This is a genomic window from Rhodobacter sp. CZR27, from assembly GCF_002407205.1.
GTDB lineage: Bacteria > Pseudomonadota > Alphaproteobacteria > Rhodobacterales > Rhodobacteraceae > Cereibacter_A.
This window is the reverse complement of the sequence record NZ_CP023549.1, coordinates 822,408-838,468: the sequence shown is the minus strand read 5'-3', so window position 1 is coordinate 838,468 and position 16,061 is coordinate 822,408. Positions and strand designations below refer to the sequence as shown.

General features: G+C 66.4%; 9 protein-coding genes and 2 pseudogenes. 6 read left to right on the top strand and 5 right to left on the bottom strand.

Features of this window, described 5'->3' with window-relative positions:
• Positions 1 to 80 precede the first annotated feature (80 nt).
• Positions 81 to 1,751 carry a methyl-accepting chemotaxis protein gene (locus CK951_RS19845; protein WP_232520760.1) on the top strand — a complete coding sequence of 557 codons (1,671 nt, stop codon included), beginning with the start codon at positions 81 to 83 and terminating at the stop codon, positions 1,749 to 1,751.
• Between the two features lie 402 nt (positions 1,752 to 2,153).
• Here CK951_RS19845 and CK951_RS19840 read toward each other — a convergent pair whose 3' ends face one another.
• Together CK951_RS19840 and CK951_RS19835 are read right to left on the bottom strand one after the other, a co-directional pair.
• On the bottom strand, positions 2,154 to 3,005 hold the full coding sequence (locus CK951_RS19840) for a class I SAM-dependent methyltransferase (protein WP_096787922.1): 852 nt from the start codon (positions 3,003 to 3,005) through the stop codon (positions 2,154 to 2,156).
• Between the two features lie 190 nt (positions 3,006 to 3,195).
• A pseudogene (locus CK951_RS19835) lies at positions 3,196 to 3,486 on the bottom strand (tyrosine-type recombinase/integrase); the annotation flags it as partial.
• Positions 3,487 to 3,559: 73 nt separating this feature from the next.
• Here CK951_RS19835 and CK951_RS19830 point away from each other — a divergent pair.
• Positions 3,560 to 4,492: an IS5 family transposase gene (locus tag CK951_RS19830; protein ID WP_096787920.1), complete on the top strand. Its 933-nt coding sequence runs from the start codon at positions 3,560 to 3,562 to the stop codon at positions 4,490 to 4,492.
• A 30-nt stretch (positions 4,493 to 4,522) separates the two neighbouring features.
• Here CK951_RS19830 and CK951_RS19825 read toward each other — a convergent pair whose 3' ends face one another.
• From CK951_RS19825 to CK951_RS19820, 3 genes are all read right to left on the bottom strand, one after another.
• The gene (locus CK951_RS19825) at positions 4,523 to 5,017 is read right to left on the bottom strand and encodes a hypothetical protein (protein ID WP_232520759.1); all 495 of its coding nucleotides are present in this window, start codon (positions 5,015 to 5,017) and stop codon (positions 4,523 to 4,525) included.
• A gap of 564 nt (positions 5,018 to 5,581) precedes the next feature.
• Positions 5,582 to 5,971: a hypothetical protein gene (locus tag CK951_RS21245; protein WP_157764686.1), complete on the bottom strand. Its 390-nt coding sequence runs from the start codon at positions 5,969 to 5,971 to the stop codon at positions 5,582 to 5,584.
• A gap of 518 nt (positions 5,972 to 6,489) precedes the next feature.
• The gene (locus CK951_RS19820; protein ID WP_096787919.1) at positions 6,490 to 7,524 is read right to left on the bottom strand and encodes an IS110 family transposase; all 1,035 of its coding nucleotides are present in this window, start codon (positions 7,522 to 7,524) and stop codon (positions 6,490 to 6,492) included.
• A gap of 148 nt (positions 7,525 to 7,672) precedes the next feature.
• Here CK951_RS19820 and CK951_RS19815 point away from each other — a divergent pair.
• The 4 genes and pseudogenes from CK951_RS19815 to CK951_RS19800 form a co-directional block, all read left to right on the top strand.
• Positions 7,673 to 7,843 (top strand): annotated as a pseudogene (locus tag CK951_RS19815) (IS110 family transposase); the annotation flags it as partial.
• A 690-nt stretch (positions 7,844 to 8,533) separates the two neighbouring features.
• Positions 8,534 to 10,186, top strand: coding sequence for a cold-shock protein (locus CK951_RS19810; protein ID WP_096787918.1), 1,653 nt, complete (start codon positions 8,534 to 8,536; stop codon positions 10,184 to 10,186).
• Positions 10,187 to 10,209: 23 nt separating this feature from the next.
• Complete coding sequence (locus CK951_RS19805; protein ID WP_096787917.1) at positions 10,210 to 10,614, top strand: hypothetical protein; 405 nt, start codon at positions 10,210 to 10,212, stop codon at positions 10,612 to 10,614.
• Positions 10,611 to 15,935 carry a UvrD-helicase domain-containing protein gene (locus CK951_RS19800; RefSeq protein WP_096787916.1) on the top strand — a complete coding sequence of 1,775 codons (5,325 nt, stop codon included), beginning with the start codon at positions 10,611 to 10,613 and terminating at the stop codon, positions 15,933 to 15,935. Before CK951_RS19805 ends, CK951_RS19800 begins: the two co-directional genes overlap by 4 nt.
• Positions 15,936 to 16,061: the final 126 nt, after the last annotated feature.

Below are 16,061 nucleotides of genomic sequence, written 5' to 3'. Positions count from 1 at the left end.
ACGAGGCGCGGCTGACCGAACGTTACGACCTGCAGCTGCAAAAGACGCGCGACGCGGAGCCCGGGGCGCAGGCGGCCTGGATGGCGCTCGACGAGGGGGCGCGGCGGCTCCAGCATCTCTATGTCTCGGCCAATCCCAAGCCCGTGGGCGACAAGCACCGGCTGGACGATGCCGGCGACGGCAGCGCCTATTCCGCCGCCCACCGCCGGCATCATCCGTTCCTGCGGGGCTATCTGGAACGCTTCGGCTTGTACGACCTGTTCCTGATCGAGCCCGAGAGCGGCACCATCCTCTACTCGGTCTTCAAGGAGACCGATTTCGCCACCTCGCTCTTTTCCGGCCCCTACCGCGACAGCGCCTTCGCCCGGGCCGCGCAGGCGATGGCGAAGGAAGGCGGGCGCGAGCCAGTGCTGATCGCCGATTTCGAGCCCTACGCGCCCTCCTACAACACGCATGCAGGCTTCATCCTGCTGCCGCTGCAAAAGGATGGCGCGCTGGCCGGCATCCTTGCCTTTCAGATCCCGATCGAGCCCCTGAACGAGATCATGCGCCGCAAGCTCGGCCGGTTCGAGACCTCGGACGGCTACCTGGTGGGGGCGGACGGGCGTTTGCGCTCGATCCCGCGGCTGGCGGCCGGGCTTGAGGTCGGGGCGCCGGTGGCGGGGCCGGTGGTCGCGGCCGCACTGGCAGGCAAGGCGGAACGCCTGGAAGGCGCCAATTATGGCGGCCAGCAGATGGTGGCCGCGGTGCGGCCCGTCCGGATCGGCGGGATGACCTGGGGGATCGTGTCCGAGATCGCGGCCGAGGAAGCCTTCGCAGAGGCGCGCGCGGCGCTTCGAAGCGCGGGGGTGACGGCGGCGGCCTGGGCGGGGCTGATCCTGATCGCGGGGCTTCTGGTCTCGGCCTGGCTGATCCGGCCGATCCGCCGGCTGTCGCGCAGTATCGAGGATCATGCCGGCCGCGCGGTCGAGGCGCTGCGGACGGCCTCGACCCGGGCGGCGGCGGCGGCCGAGAAGATGGTGGTGAACGCCGAGGAGAGCGGCCGGCAGATCCGGCAGGTGCGGGAAAGCTCGGGGATCGCCTCCACCAATGTCGCGACCGTTGCCTCGGCGGTCGAGGAGATGTCGGCCTCGGTGCAGGAGGTGGTGCAGGGCGTGATCCGCACCAGCCGCCTGATCGAGGAGACGACCGCGCGAACCGGCGCGGCGCAGGCCTCGCTCGAGGCGCTGGAAAGCGCCACCGGCCGCATCCGCGGTGTGGTGGCATTCATCGAGGGGATCGCGCGCAAGACCGACCTTCTGGCGCTGAATGCCGCGGTTGAAGCGGCACGGGCAGGCGAGGCGGGCCGCGGCTTTGCCGTGGTGGCCGAAGAGGTGCGCAAGCTTGCCGCGCTGACCACCAGTTCCACCGGCGAGATCGCGGCCGAGGTGGGGGCGGTGACGGGCGCGGTCGAGGCCAATGGCGCGGCAGTGCGCGGCATTGTCGAGGCGGTCGGGCAAGTGCAGGCGCAGGCGCGGCTGATCTCCGTCGCGGCCGGACAGCAGGGCGGCGTCGCGGCCGAGATCGCCTCGCGCTTGGCTGACACGGCAGAGCGCGTGTCCCGCGTCGATCACGGGATCGCCGGCGTCGAGGAGGCCTCGGCCGATGCTGCCGCAACCGGGACGGGGCTGACGGCCGAGATGGAGACGATGGGCGCCGCCGCGGCTGGCATGGACGCGGGCCGTGACCGACTTCGCCGCGATGGTCCGTGACCTCTGATCATGGCATCGTCGGGGCGACCTCATGCACGACTGGGCCTCGAGAGCCACGGCCCGTGGCGCGGCGAGTTCACCATCCAGCCGCGCATGAGTCCGTATGATGCCTCAGGTCTCGCACCTACGATCGGCGACGACATCGGACAAATCGACCGTTGCGCTCCCTGACGAATCTCGAGCAGCAACTGAGATCATGGCCCTGGGTATTCGCGGCGCCCTCTCAGCGGCCGCTTCCGATTAGCCGGCTGTCGTGCTGATCCTCCGCAAGGGGCCGGATGCGCGTATGGCCGCAGATCGACGGCAAGATTGCCAGAGCCACCGATCCAAACTTGGCAGCATGTTGCTCTGAGGGATAGCAACCACGCCCATCCGTCGTGCCCAACAGTACGAAGCAAAGGTCTAGCTCGCCTGGGCGCGGCAGGTAAAGAGATTAACGATAGCTGGAACGCGCAGTTTACCCTCATGCTCGAACTGGTAGAACCCTTCCGCTACGCTGTGTTCGATCGCATGGGCATCGGCTTCGTTTCCCTGACGCGCCTTGATGATGCGCGCCGCTGGCCCCACGCGACTTGCCGCAAGGGCGGCACCTTGCGCGCCATTCGGCGGGTTCAGCCATATCTCCAGGACCTTCGCATCGACGTCCGAGAGACCGGCCCGAGCCATGAGCGCCGTGACATAACGGGTGTCCTGGAAGGCGGTCGGTCCCGGCGCGCAAGGATCGGCTGCCGGACCTGCGCCCAGTCTCGCTTCGGCCGCCTGCTTCGGGATCTGAAACCAGGGATTCTGCTCCGCCGCAGCCCAGCAGATAAAGGCCATCCGGCCGCCGTCCACCAGCGCGGACGCAAGATTCTTCAACGCCGACACCGGGTCCGCGAAGAAACTCATGCCGATCCGGGAGATAAGCACGTCGAATGCAGGCCCTGCGAAGCGATGCGTCTGTGCGTCGGCAACCAAGAAAGAAGCGTTGCCGATGCCTTCTTCCCGGGCACGGGCGGACGCGCGGTCAAGAAGAGGCCTTGAGATGTCCAGGCCAAGCACATGGCCATTCGGCGCCCGCCGTGATGCACCGACCGTGCTGGCGCCGGTGCCGCATCCGATGTCGAGGATACGATCGCTCGGAGAGATGTTGGCGGCGTTGAGCATGACGTCCAGCATTCCTGCCATGGCGGCGTCGAGTACGCGCTCGTGCTGGATCCACGTCAATCCGGCCAGAGACGTCCAGTAGTCTTCCTGCGCCTGATTGACATTCATCCGCGGAACCCTTCGGTGGCTGGATCTAAACTACCACAGTGGTAGTAAATGTCCGCCTCGCCCCACATCGGACACCGCGGCGTCGGCTTCGCTGCGGGGAACATGAACGGCAGGTGTGGCGCGAGAGTTTGGAAGGGCTGATCAGCGGCTCTGGGCCGACCGGCACTGAAGATGCCGGTCGGCGCGGTGGCTACAGGTCGATCCCCTCCGACAGGGACAGCGCGTCCTCGATGTCGACGCCGAGGTAGCGCACAGTGCTGTCCATCTTCGTATGGCCCAAAAGCAGTTGCACCGCCCGGAGGTTGCCCGTCTTCTTGTAGATCTGCGCCACCTTGGTTCTCCGCATCGAATGGGTGCCGTAGGCGCTCGGCTCCAGGCCGAGCGACGTGACCCAGCCCCTGACGATCCGCGCATACTGCCGGGTCGACAGGTGCGGGCTGCCATGGATCCGGCTCGGCCACAGGAACTCGAGGCCGATCATCTCGGGATGGCTCTGTTGCACAAATTGCCATAGAGGGATTCATCTCATGGATCCAGCGTGATAGCTGGGCGTCATGAGCAGACCGACACCCCCAAGCTACAAGACCAGGAACTGGCCGGCCTACAACGAAGCGCTCAAGCGCCGCGGCTCGTTCACCATCTGGTTCGACCCTTCGATGACCTGGGAGGCCACGCCGACTGGCAAGCGCGGGCGGCAGCCTGACTACAGCGACGCTGCCATCCAGACCTGTCTGACGATGAAGGTGCTGTTCGGAATGGCGCTCCGTCAGACGACCGGGTTCGTCGAAAGCCTGTTGCGGCTGGTCGGCCTGGACTGGGCCGTTCCGGACTTCAGCACGCTGTCGCGACGGCAGAAGGCCTTGAAAGTGAACATTCCATACCGCGGCTCGGATGAGCCGCTACACCTGCTGATCGACAGCACCGGGATCAAGGTCGAGGGTGAAGGCGAGTGGAACGCCCGAAAGCACGGCGGCGCGAAACGGCGCGTCTGGCGCAAGGTCCACATCGGTATCGACGAGAAAACACTGGAAATCCGGGCGGCGGAGTTCACCACCAGCGACGTAGGCGATGCGCCCATGCTGCCCGAGCTGCTGGACCAGATCCCGCCCCAGCAGGAGATCGCCAGCGTCACCGCCGACGGCGCCTTCGACACCCGCAAGTGCCACGATGCCATCGCCGCGCGCGGTGCCGCCGCAATCATCCCGCCCCGCAAGAACGCCAAGCCCTGGAAGCCCGACACCCCCGGTGCCATCGCGCGCAACGAAATCCTGCGCACTTCGAAGCGCGTTGGTAGGACCATCTGGCGACGATGGAGCGGGTATCACCGCCGAAGCCGCGCAGAGACCAAGATGCACTGCATCAAGCTGCTCGGGCAGCGACTGTCCGCCCGAGACTTCGACCGTCAGGTCGCAGAGTTCCAGGTCAGGGTTGCCGTGCTCAACGGCTTCACTGCGTTCGGCACGCCCATCACAGAGGTCGCGGGATAGGTATGCCCGGGAAAAGGGAAACCTCGGCCTTCAGCTGATTTGTGCAACAGAGCCGCGGACCGGCACAACCCGGGCCACGATCCGGTCCCACTGCTTGAGCGACCGCGTCGCGCTTTTCTCGCGCACCGTCACCGGTTCGCCGCCGGTCAGGAGGTCGCGCAGCGCCATGCTCTGGCCGGGGACCACGTCGCTGACCTCGTGCAGGCTGACGTGGGCGTCGCGGAGGCCCTCGATGTAGGCGCGGTTCAGGACCTTCTCCGACCAGCCGCGGCGCTTGAGGTAGACGTCGACGACGGTCGGGCCGTCCGGCTCCCAGCGGCGGCTGAGGAAGTCCTCGAAGGCGCATCCCCAAAGCGTCCAGGGCAGGTCCTCGCCGAAAATCTCCGTCAGGTCGTCGAAGTCGAGGTCGAATTCCTCGAGCGCGGGCAGGAAGTGCTCGTCGACCACCGCGGCCAGCCGCGCGGCCCACTCCTCTTCGCGGTGAGCAAAGGCGATGATGCCGCCGAGATCGTGCCCGTGTTTCACCGTCGCCTGCCTCCTCCCGTCCCGAGCCTCGGCATCCTGCGTAGGACCGTCGCGCGCGGCAGGCAAGCCCGGCCTCGCCGCCTGAAGCGGTGAACAAGAAGCCCGCGCACGGCCCCGCGGCAGCGAAGCAGTTGGCCCTCCGGAACCGAATTAGCGGCGGCCGGTCGTTCATTCCGACGCAACCCTCCGAAGCCGCCGTTCAAGAGTGCCGTGGCGCGAGGACCGAGCAGCCCTGAGCCGCCGGTCGACCTTCTCCGCGCAGCCCTCCTGACCTGCCCATGGATGCTAGGGATTGAGAAGCGTCCGTTACTCCGTCCCGTGGGCGTTGTGCGATCGAGTTGTACAACACTGAGCGTCCCCACTCGGCATTTGGCTACCGTCCCCGGCACCACGGGCGGTGCGGTCGCCGGCTTCGCCACCCGCACCCGCTACGCCGGCTACCTCAACCGCGGCGCCGCAACCCGTCATGCACTAAGCTTGAAACCGGGCTACTCAAATCAATGGGGCAGACCACATTCGCGCTCGTGACGCGCCCATGCCTCCCCTCTCACCGCCAAAGGTGATTCACGAACGATCGTAAATGGCATCTAAGACCTTCCAGACGGGCTCCTGCGTGTGCCCCATACAGTATGATATCAGAAGTTCATTATCACCGGAGATCAGATTTGACAACCTTTCGATTTTCTGGTCAGCCTGTCTTTGGTTTGGATCGTGATAAGCCTTTTTTCCAAAGTAAACTGCGCTGAACTCCGCCCATTTATGGTGATAGTTCCATGCCCACGATGTATTATTGTTGTAAACAGTTGAATCCAACATAACTTGACAGCTGTTTCTCCCCATCAAGGTACGTAGCTCTTCAAGCGTAAAGACGCTCCAATCTGTTGCATGGGCGGCAGGTGTTAATGCGCACAGGGCGAGGGAAGTTGACGTAGCCGCAAGAAAAGATTTTTTCATCAGTTTATTCCAGTGAGGTTTAGTTTATGTTAAAGGGCTTCTTTGGGTGACAGTAACGCCGAAATGCTTCCGTTCTATTAACGGACTAGATTAATTCAAATCAGAGTTCCGCGCCCCTCTTCAAGCCGCGCAGTCTCTGATGATGGGTTGGCTAGCCCCTCCTGACAGCACTTGTTCCACTATGGTCCCGCTGCCCAAGTTCGACAAATTTTGACGAGATCCGGCGGGTTTCGCCTGCTCAGGTGGTGTGCCCCCAGAAAAGTTCTCTAATCGCGTTGGTCAAGGGTTCTGGTTCAGGTCTGCGTCTGTGCCGGGTTCAGGGTTCTCTCCGCAGTCGATCGCTCTTTGGGGTCGCTGCATGGTGGCGTCGGATGGTGGATCGGCCGAAGTGGTCCTCGCGGTCATCTTCTCTGCGTCTTGATGGAGGTGCCGCATTTCAGAGGGTCGGCCTGATCCTGGCCACGCGTCCCGGCAGGACGCATCCGTGAAGTCATTCGGTCAGTCGTGCTCCCTGCTCGTCATCCATCGATCTGGCTCCAGTGGAACGGCGTGTTTGTCTTCCACATGGCGTGGAGGACGACGGCGAGCCTGCGGGCAACAGCGGCGCGTGCCTTCTTGAAGCCTGACGCTTTGGCCAGCTTCATGCCCCATGCCTTCAGGGTTGAGAAGCGCAGGTTGCGTGTCAGCAGGGTCGTAGCCGCCTCGTAGAGGTGCTTTCTGGTCAGCTGGTTGCCCTGCTTGGAGATGCGTCCGTTGCGACTGGTCTCGCCCGACTCGTAGCGTCGGGGTGTCAAACCGAGATGGGCGCCTGCGCTCGATGAGCGCCTGAAGCGCGATGCATCGTCGAAGACCGAAGCGACCGACAAGGCGGTGATCGCGCCTACGCCCGGAGCGGTCATGAACAGGCGCACCACCGGCGACGCTCTGGCGACCGAAGACAAGCGCCGGTCGAGCACCTTGATCTGGTCAAGGATCGAGGCCCGCGCTTTCATCAGCGTCTCGGCGACCAGGCGCATCTCGGGCGCGCCGGCGAGTTCGCCTGCGACGATCTCGCCGGCGCGCTGCGTGAAGCTGCCGACGCGCTTGCCGAACAGCACGCCGAAGGTCCGCAAAAGCCCCCGAAGTTCGTTCTCGATCCTGACGCGCGTGCGCACCAGCATCTCGCGCGCCGTGAGCAGCGAACGGATCTGGTAGTTGCTGCGGCTCTTGATGCGCACCTGCTTGAACCAGCCGGTGCGCACGATCTGGGCAAGGCCGGCGGCGTCGTTTCGGTCCGTCTTCACGGGTCGCATCTTCAAGGCGGCGTTCGCGTGACGCGCATCTAGGCAGATGATGGGCACTTCCCGCTCCGCCAGCTCGTTCCACAGCCAGACCGCAAGGGGACCTGTCTCCATTCCGACCCGCACGAGACCAGGAGCGCCATGCGCCAGGAAGTCGGTGATTGCATCCGGACAGGTCGGCACCTTCTTCTCTGCCCAAATGCGCCCCTCGTCGTCGACGACGCAGATCGCTGTCGTCTCCTGAGCAACATCAAGAGCGGCATAGCTCGGCATGCTGGTTCTCCTTCATCTTGTCGGCACCACGCCGATCGGTGGAAGACCACTTTGGGAAACCCCGGCGTTGCCGGCCAGAAGGCCACCCGCGATTACGCTAAGTGGTCCGCCCTGAGGTAGGCTTTCGAGCCGGATGGAGGGCGCAGGAATGGGACAAAATGTGATCCGACGGCTTTTGATCATCGGAGCGATGAGCCGCATTGCGACGAAGCCGAAGATGCTGATTGGGATCGCGCTGGCCAACAAGATGGCCCGGCAGTTCTGGGCGATGCAGACGAAGAACGAGGACTACCGGGATCCGGCGCTGGCGAGGGCATGACCACCCTGTTGTGACCTGCCAACTCCGGGGCCAAGTGGGAGTGTGAGAAGCCAACGACCTGAATGGGCGCAACGATCGCACAGATCCGGGTCGGGGAAGCCAGGGCAATCCCATGAGCATCAGAGCTCACGTCGAAGATTTGGACCCGACCCGCTGATCACCACGGCGTGTTCCTGAACCGCCCGCTGACCGGCGAGTGGCCCTATGTCTGGCTGAACGCCACCTACCTCAGGGTGCGCCAGGGCGGTCGTATCGTAACCACCCGATTGTGGCCACCCCTGCGCGTTCGGCAGATATCTGGGGTGTCTGATACGACGTCGCTATTGGCGTCGTTACTGACGTCACCGAGATCTGCGCAGATCAGGGGGCGATCTTGTTGTCACCGGCTGGCAGGGGCTTCCAGTTCCAGGGGAGCAGTTCGTGAAGCCGCGGGTTCCCCCTCTGTCAGGGAAGTTGTCGCCCGCTCTGATACCGAAAGTGTATTGGTGAGGCGGGCGGGACAGGACAACGAGTTGGCCGGGGCCAAGATAAAGGCAGATGTCATCGCGTCTAATGCCCAAACAATGACATACATGACCGATAACGGGAATCCTCCGTCAGGTGAGGAACACTACATTGCCACTCTCCGAACTTGCCGCTCAGACCGAGCAACCGATCCTGCCCGCCATTTCCCCGAAGGCGCTTCTGAAGATGCCCTTCCTCGCCACAGTCGAAACGGTCGTCTCGACGCGGGGTTTTGGGTTCCTGAAGATCGAGGGCAGCAAGGACGAGATCTTCTTTCACGCCACGGCCGCCCTGTCGAACGATGAGGCCCTGTTCCTGACGCTGAAGGAGGGAGACAGGCTGCTGTGCCAGGTCGGCAGTACGCTGCGGGAACCGTCCAAGTCGGCCGCCGTGCTTTGGACCCCGGTCGCCGGGCGAGACTGGACGAGCACCGGCACACCGGACAGTCAGGAGGGGCTGGACCGGATCCGACGCGATCTCTTCGGGAAGGCCGGCACAGAGGAGATCGGACGTATCTTGGCGGCAGGCTGGTATCGCCGGCGGTGGAAGGAAAACCCACCCAAGGATCTGCAGGACCCGGTCCTGCAGCAGGTCCACGCCACGGCGCTGGCCGCGCTGAGCCCCGGCCATCTCCCCAGCCGCCTCCATGCCGCGCAAGGCAGCCCTTTTGCCTTCGTGGCGGCCCTCGATCCGATGTCGGATGTCGCCGACCTCTCCGCCCTGCTGGCGACCTTCGTGCCAAGTCAGCTCGCGGCGGTTTGCGCGCCCCGGGCGGAGTGGGCACAGGCCTCGGGGCCTCGGGGCAAGTCTGGGTACCTGTCCCTGGACCACAAGGTCGCCCTGCTCGATTGGGCCGCGCTGAGCGGCGCCGGTGACCTCGAGGGCTTCCGGGCCACATGGCTGAAGGGCGACGGGGCGCATGAGGCGACCTTCGCACGGCAATGGCTGGCCTCCGAAAAGCCGGTGCCCCGGCCGCTACTGCCCTGGCTGCTGACCCTGCTCGAAAAGGATCAGCTGCAGGTTGGCGACCTGCTGGACCTCGCGCTCCGGGAGGCGCATGCGGGCGTTCTCCTGCATCACGCGCTCTCCGACGAGGATCGGGCGCGCCTGCAGGAGAGCTGGGCGCGCGATCCGTCCCTGCTCGAGAGGGTACTGGAGGAGGATCCCGCGCGGGCGGGCCGATTGCTGGAGACGACCGTCCTGGCGGTGGATCTGGAGACCGACGGGGCGCGGATCCACCAGCTCGGACAAGCCGATCACCGCGGCAGTACGAACATCGAGGGGAGCGACCTGGCCGGGAGCCTGCAACAGGGTCTGCCCGGTCTGGTGAGCGCCTTGACGCAGGCCCGGCTGGCAGTCGGGCACAATGCGATCGGCTGGGACTGGCCTATCCTGTCGCGGGCCGTGCCCTCCCTGCCCGGAACGCCCGTCTGGGACACGCTCCTTGTCGCCTTCCTGCTCGAGCCCCAGGCCCTGTCTCATGCGCTTGGCGGGGATCACAGGGCCGATGCCGATGCCCGCGCCGCCCTCGCGCTCTTCGGCAGACAGGCGGAGCGCTTCGATCCATCCCTGTCCGTGGCGATCCTGACCGGGCGCTGTACCTCCACCGAGGAGCTCTTCACGCGGATCGTGGATGCGGGGCCTGACGACCTCTCCGTCGCCCGGGCCACGCCCGCCGTCCTCGAGGCGGTCGATCGTGACCAGCCCCTGCTCCTGCCGGAACGGCTCCTGCGGCTGCTGGACTGGGTGCCGGGATACGTGATCGCGCCCGCCGACCCGGAGACCCCGCTCGATCCGGGCTTCCTCGAGATCCAGGCGATGCGCTGTTCGGCGCGCTGACGGCGGCGCAACGGCGGACGCCCGTGGTCGAGGTGCTGATGGCGGTGCTGCAACGGGCGCAGGCACAGGGGATCTCCGTGCGTCGCAACATGGTGCCGGGCTGGCTGACGGAGCGGCTGCCCTGGCTGGAGGCCGCGCTGGATGGAGCCACGGGGCTGCCCGACATGGAGTCCGGCTGCCGGGTTTCCCCGCTCCCCGCTTCGCTGCACTGGTGGGCGCAGGCGGAGACGTGGTCCGGGCAGGCCATGCTGCCCGACGGGCCCCAGATGATCGTCGCGCGCGCGCAGGTCCCCGCCGGGGCTCTCACGGCGGCCCCGATCCGCGAAGGCACCCTCCTCCTGGGCCTCGCCGGCGGGACGGGCTGGGCTGTGCGGGATCCAGCATCGGACCGACTGGAGACGGGGGGGGCTGGCGGAGCTTCCACATGATCACCGTGCCGAAGACGGTGACGCCCGTAAAGGGACCGGGCAGCCCGCGGACGAGCAGCCCGCTGCTGGTCTCTCGCCAGACCACCGTGCGCGATCCCGGCTCCCGGACGCAGGCCGGCTACTGGTCGGAACAGCTGGCGACGCTGCGGAGCCTGCCCGCGGAGAGCGATACGGTGCCGATCCTGCTGGTGAGCAGCACCCGCAGCCCGACGATGCTGGGCCTGCTGGAAACGGCGCTGGCCGAGCTGGGCCTGGGAGAGAAACAGCCCCAGCATCGCAGCCGACGCGAACAGCTGAAACGGGCAGCGGCCAACGGGCACTGCCTCGTCGCCGGTCTCGATACGTGGAGCCACTGGGCCGCGCTGGCGAAGGATGCCGGGATCACCCTCCAGCCGGTCGTCGATGCGGCCCCGCTGGAGGAGTGGTACGCGCTGGAGGCCCCCGCCGGGGCCGCGCAGAAGGAGGGGCAGGAGGACGGGCAGCGCGAGATCTCCACGTCCATGGTGCTCGACGGGATCGACAAGCGGGTGGACAAGTGGCTGCGGCCATGGCTGCGCGAGACCGGCCTGGCGGAGAGCGCCCGGGTCCCCGTCCTGCTCGACCCCCGGCTGGAGGACACGCGGCACCTGACGGGAGGTGCCTTCAAGCGGCTGGCGGTCGAGCTCACGCCCTGGACCTCCGAGGAAAGCCGGCGGCTGAAGACCGTCTTCGCCCCGCTGCAGATCGAACGGGAAGAGGCCCCCTCCGGCATGGCCGCGATGGGGCACTTCCTGGTGTCGCACTGGCAGCCCTCGGGCGCGGCGGGCACGAACCCCGTGACCGGGTTCAAGCCGACACAGCTCCAGGCCATGGAGCATATCCGTGACCGCCGCGCCGACGTGATGGTCACCCTGCCGACGGGAGAGGGCAAATCGGTGCTCTTCCAGGTGCCGGCCTTGGCCCGCGGCCTGCGCAACCGCCGGCTCACCCTTGTGATCTCGCCGCTGCGGGCGCTTATGCGGGACCAGGTCCTGCGCCTGCATGAACAGGGTTTCGAGGAATCTGTGGACTTCCTCAGCGGAGACCAGTCCCGCGAGGAACAGCGCGAGGTCCTGCAAGGCGTTCTGGACCAACGGATCGTGATGCTCTACGTCGCACCCGAACGGCTGCGCGTGGCCAGTTTCGTCGATGTGCTGCGGCGCCGGATCGAGGCGGACGGCGGTCTGGAATATATCGTCTTCGACGAGGCGCATTGCATCAACCAGTGGGGCTACGAGTTCCGCCCCGACTACTTCTTCGCCTTCAGCTTCCTGATGTCGCGGCTGCGGACCGGCCGCCTTTCGGACCCGACGCCGGTCCTGCTGCTCTCGGCGACCCTCACGGCCTCGGACCGTCGGCGGATGCGCGGTCTGCTGGAGCACCTGTCACAGGATCCGGACCGGCTGCCGCTCGCGATCTGTCCCGATCCCACGACGCAGGTCAGCCCGCTGCGCGCGCATATCCGTGTCCGCACGCATCAGCTGCAGGGAAACATCTTCGAGGCAGACGGCAAGGCGCTGCAGGAGCGGATCCCGGAGGTCGTGCAGGTCATTCGGACGGCCCGCAGGAACGTCGAGGAGACCGGGCAGCGCAGCGCGGTGCTGGTCTTCGTCCTCTCTCGCTCTCATGCCGACACGCTGGCGGAGCAGCTGACGCGCGAGACGGGTCAGGAGGTCGAGAGCTTCCACGCCGGTCTCGATGGCGCTACGCGCGAGGACATCTACGACCGCTTCCGGAGCGGCGGGTTCGATGTGTTGGTGGCGACCAAGGCCTTCGGGATGGGGATGGACATCCCCGATATCCACTGGGTCGTGCATCTGGCCTCTCCCGGATACCTAGAGGACTACCTGCAGGAGGTGGGCCGGATCGGGCGCGGTGTAAGGGAGCGCGAGAAGGCGGGGCTCGACCGTCTCGACGCGCTGATGCTGTACTCGGGGCAGGATTTCGAGGCGATCCGGAGCATGCGGGCCGAGAACGAACTGCGGGTGCCGCAGATCGACGAGATCGAGAGGGAGATCCTGAAGGAAGTCGAGACGGTCGGAGATAGCCCCATAGCCTTTGTTCCACAGGACGGCTTCTCCGTCGAAAAGTACCGGACACCCGCGAAACGCCGGAGCGATGCCACGCGCCTGCGCCTGGCGCTCCACTGGCTGGAGGAGGCAGGGCATGTCCTGCAGGCGGGCACGGTGCCGGACCTGCTCAAGATCCGCTTCTTGCCGGTTCGGCTGAAACGGGTGTCCGAGGAGGACAGCCTGGCGGGGAAGGTCGCGGCAGCCATCCTGGAGGCGACGTCCAGCGTGCTGAGCGAGAGGGAGCTGGCGCTTCCGGAGTTGATGCAGCGGATCCGGCGCAGCGTCGGTCTGCGGACCGGTGACGATGAAGGGCGCTCCGGGGAACGCAAGGCCGTGATCAACCTCTCCCAGATCCGGCGCCACTGCCGGATGGAGAGCCTCGACGCGACCATGTCCGTGATCGCGGACCTCGCGCGCCGCGACGCCCTGACACCCGTCTGGGTGATCGATTACACGACGCGGCCCCTGCTATCCGAGAGCCCGTCCCATGTCGAGACCCTGATGCAGCGGGTGACGGAGGCCGTGCGCCGGTTGCTCGGAGAGCTCCGCGGCACGGGCACGTTCCGCTTCGACCCGCACGACTGGTACGATCCGGCGCCATTCCGGCTGGTCGATCCCGAGGTTCGGAAACTTCCAAAGCAGTCCCGCGAACAAGTCGAACTCATCCTGCGGGAAGACCGGTTCCGGCGCAGCTACATCAACGGCTTCCGCACCCTGGCCCGGGTTGTCGGGATCCGCCTCAAGCAGGGGCTCGACCCTGAGAGCGATCGCCTCTACTGGCAGGCCCGCTGCCCAGATGCCGAAGGCCGGATCGCGGCGCAGCGTCTCGATCACCTCCTGCCGCAGGCCGCGGCTTTGTCGCGCCTGTTCCCCCCGAACCCGAAGGACGGGAGCCTCGAGGTCGCGGATATCATCACCCGGATGCAGGAGGCGCATCCCGCCGGGACGTTCCACGCTTCGGATCTCTCCAGCCTGATCCGCCTGCTGTCCTCGCTCGGGCTCGTGAGCACCTCGCCGGACCTGTTGCCGCCGTCCTACGTGCTGCAACCACAGGGGCGCGTGCCGGGGCTGGGGCAATACCCCGATCTGGTCGAGGAGCTCGACAGCGTCAACCGCTTCGCCGAGACGCGGATCTTCGGCATGGAGGTCCATGCCAACCTGCCCGAAAAGGCGCGGGACCGGTTCGTGCCGGGCTACTTCGCCTGCACCGACGTGGATGCGCTCAAGGGCTTCGTCGACGAGCAGCTGGGCGAGATCGAGGACGAGACCGGGATCTTCGCCGAGAAACGCGACCAGCTCCGGGCGACCCGTGCGACGGAGTTCTTCGATTTCTACCGGGCCTCGCCGGAGCCGGCGCAATGGGCGGCGATGCAGCACCCCTACGACCGCCACCTGCTGGTGAATGCGGGACCGGGCGCGGGCAAGACCTCCGTGCTCGTGGGCCGGATCGTCCATCTCATCCGCGAGCAGCATGTCAAACCGTCCGAGATCATGGTGCTGGCCTTCAACCGCGCCGTGGTCTTCGAGATCCGCAAGCGGGTCCGGGACCTGTTCCGCTCGCTCGGCTACGCGGCCTATGCGTCCCGCGTCCGGGTCCATACCTTCCACGGTCTCGCGATGCGCCATCTGGGGGACACGGCCCCGTCCGAGCCCGAAGAGCTCCTGCCGACCTTCGCCCGCAAGATGACACGGGATGCGGCCTTCAGGGCCAGCGTGGCCGGCGAGTGCCGGGCGCTTCTGGTCGACGAGTTCCAGGACGTCAACGAGGAGGTCTACGAGATCATCCATGCGCTGCATGCGGGGAGCGGGGACCGGGCGGGGGTCATGGCGATCGGGGATGACGATCAGGACATCCTGCGCTGGAACCGCAAGCCGGTCCGTGTGGGTTGGGGGCGCCCGGCGGTCGACGCCGGAGGCGTGTTCGCCGACCATTACTTCGGTCGTTTCCGGGCGGATTTCGGCGGCGCGGACCTGTCCGAGCTGACACTGGGCGTCAACTTCCGCTCCAGCCCGGAGATCGTCGAGAAGAGCCAGGAGATGATCAACGGCTTCTTCAATCGCCGGACCCTGTCGCGGCGGCTCAAGACCGACCGGCTGCTTGCCGTGGACGGGGCGCCGTCGGGAACGGTGGAGCGTATCGATGCGCGGGGCTGGAGCTGGGAGCGAACGCTGGAGGAGGTCCGCGCCACCAGCCGGCGGCTCCTGTCGGAGAACCCGGGATCCCTCGCGGTCCTGTGCCGCTCCAACGACGAGGTGGCCAGTGTCCACCGGGCCCTCTCCGACGTTTTTCCCGTCGTCACCGTGCAGAGCAGCGACAACATCGCGATCCGCTCACTCCGCCATGTGGCCCTCTGGCTGGATCTGCTCGAACGCGAGATCGCACAGCAGGACCAGGCCCTCACCGATCCGCTGCGGGCGCGCCTGCTGGAGACCTTCCACGCGGACACGGACATTCCCGAAACCCGGGCCGGGGGCCGGATGGACCCGGACCTCTCCGTGCTGTGGGACCTCTGCGCACAGGAGACCGTCTTCCCCTATCTCTCGACGCTGGTCGAATTCCTGAAGGATCTGCGCAGCGACGAGCTGCAGCGCCTCCTCGGCGCCACACGCCCCGAGGGCGAGATCCTCGTCTCCACGATCCACAAGGTGAAGGGGCTGGAATACGACAACGTCGTGGTGCTGCCGTCCCGTATGTCCTTCGGGGGCAGGAGCGCAGAGATCGAGGCGAATGCGGCGGAAGAGGCGCGGCTGCTCTACGTGGCGCTGACCCGCGCGAAGTCCCGGCTGGTGTTCCATCTGGGAGATCGCGAACTTGCCTGGGCGGGAAAGACGATCACGCCGTTCACGGGCGCGCAGGACGGTGGCCGCATCCTGACTGGAACACCGAAGGAGGTCTTCATCAGCTGGTCGATGAACCGGTCACACTCCAATGCGGATCCCGGGCGCACCCAGACCTATATCGAGACCTCGGTGGCGGTCGGCGATCCGATCCTGATCGAGGCGCCCAACCGATGGGCCGGCAAGGCGCTGATGCACCGATCGGAAACGGGGGGCAGTCGCCAGATCGGGTTGCCGTCCAAGGCCGTCGGGCTGGGCGGCGGTGTTACGGATCTGAAGGTCAGTGCCGTGATCCGCTACGAGCCCAAGCCCGATGATCGCGCGCAGCCCTGCCCCAGGGTCGCGGCGCAGGGGTGGGGCTATGTCGTCCTGGTCGAAGGGGTGCTGCGCTGAGGCCCAAGGCTGCCGGAATCCGCTCCGGCGGATAGCACCCTGCGGTCGCCGGGGCCAGCGTCATGGCTGGCCCCAGGTGATGCGGAGGGAGGGGATGCGATGTCCGGATTGTCTAGGATGGTCGGA

Coding starts and splice junctions, on each gene's coding strand:
- CK951_RS19845 (WP_232520760.1), top strand. CDS start 81: ATGGCGCTCGACGAGGGGGCGCGGCGGCTCCAGCATCTCTATGTCTCG.
- CK951_RS19840 (WP_096787922.1), bottom strand. CDS start 3,005: ATGAATGTCAATCAGGCGCAGGAAGACTACTGGACGTCTCTGGCCGGA.
- CK951_RS19830 (WP_096787920.1), top strand. CDS start 3,560: ATGAGCAGACCGACACCCCCAAGCTACAAGACCAGGAACTGGCCGGCC.
- CK951_RS21245 (WP_157764686.1), bottom strand. CDS start 5,971: ATGAAAAAATCTTTTCTTGCGGCTACGTCAACTTCCCTCGCCCTGTGC.
- CK951_RS19820 (WP_096787919.1), bottom strand. CDS start 7,524: ATGCCGAGCTATGCCGCTCTTGATGTTGCTCAGGAGACGACAGCGATC.
- CK951_RS19810 (WP_096787918.1), top strand. CDS start 8,534: ATGCCCTTCCTCGCCACAGTCGAAACGGTCGTCTCGACGCGGGGTTTT.
- CK951_RS19800 (WP_096787916.1), top strand. CDS start 10,611: ATGATCACCGTGCCGAAGACGGTGACGCCCGTAAAGGGACCGGGCAGC.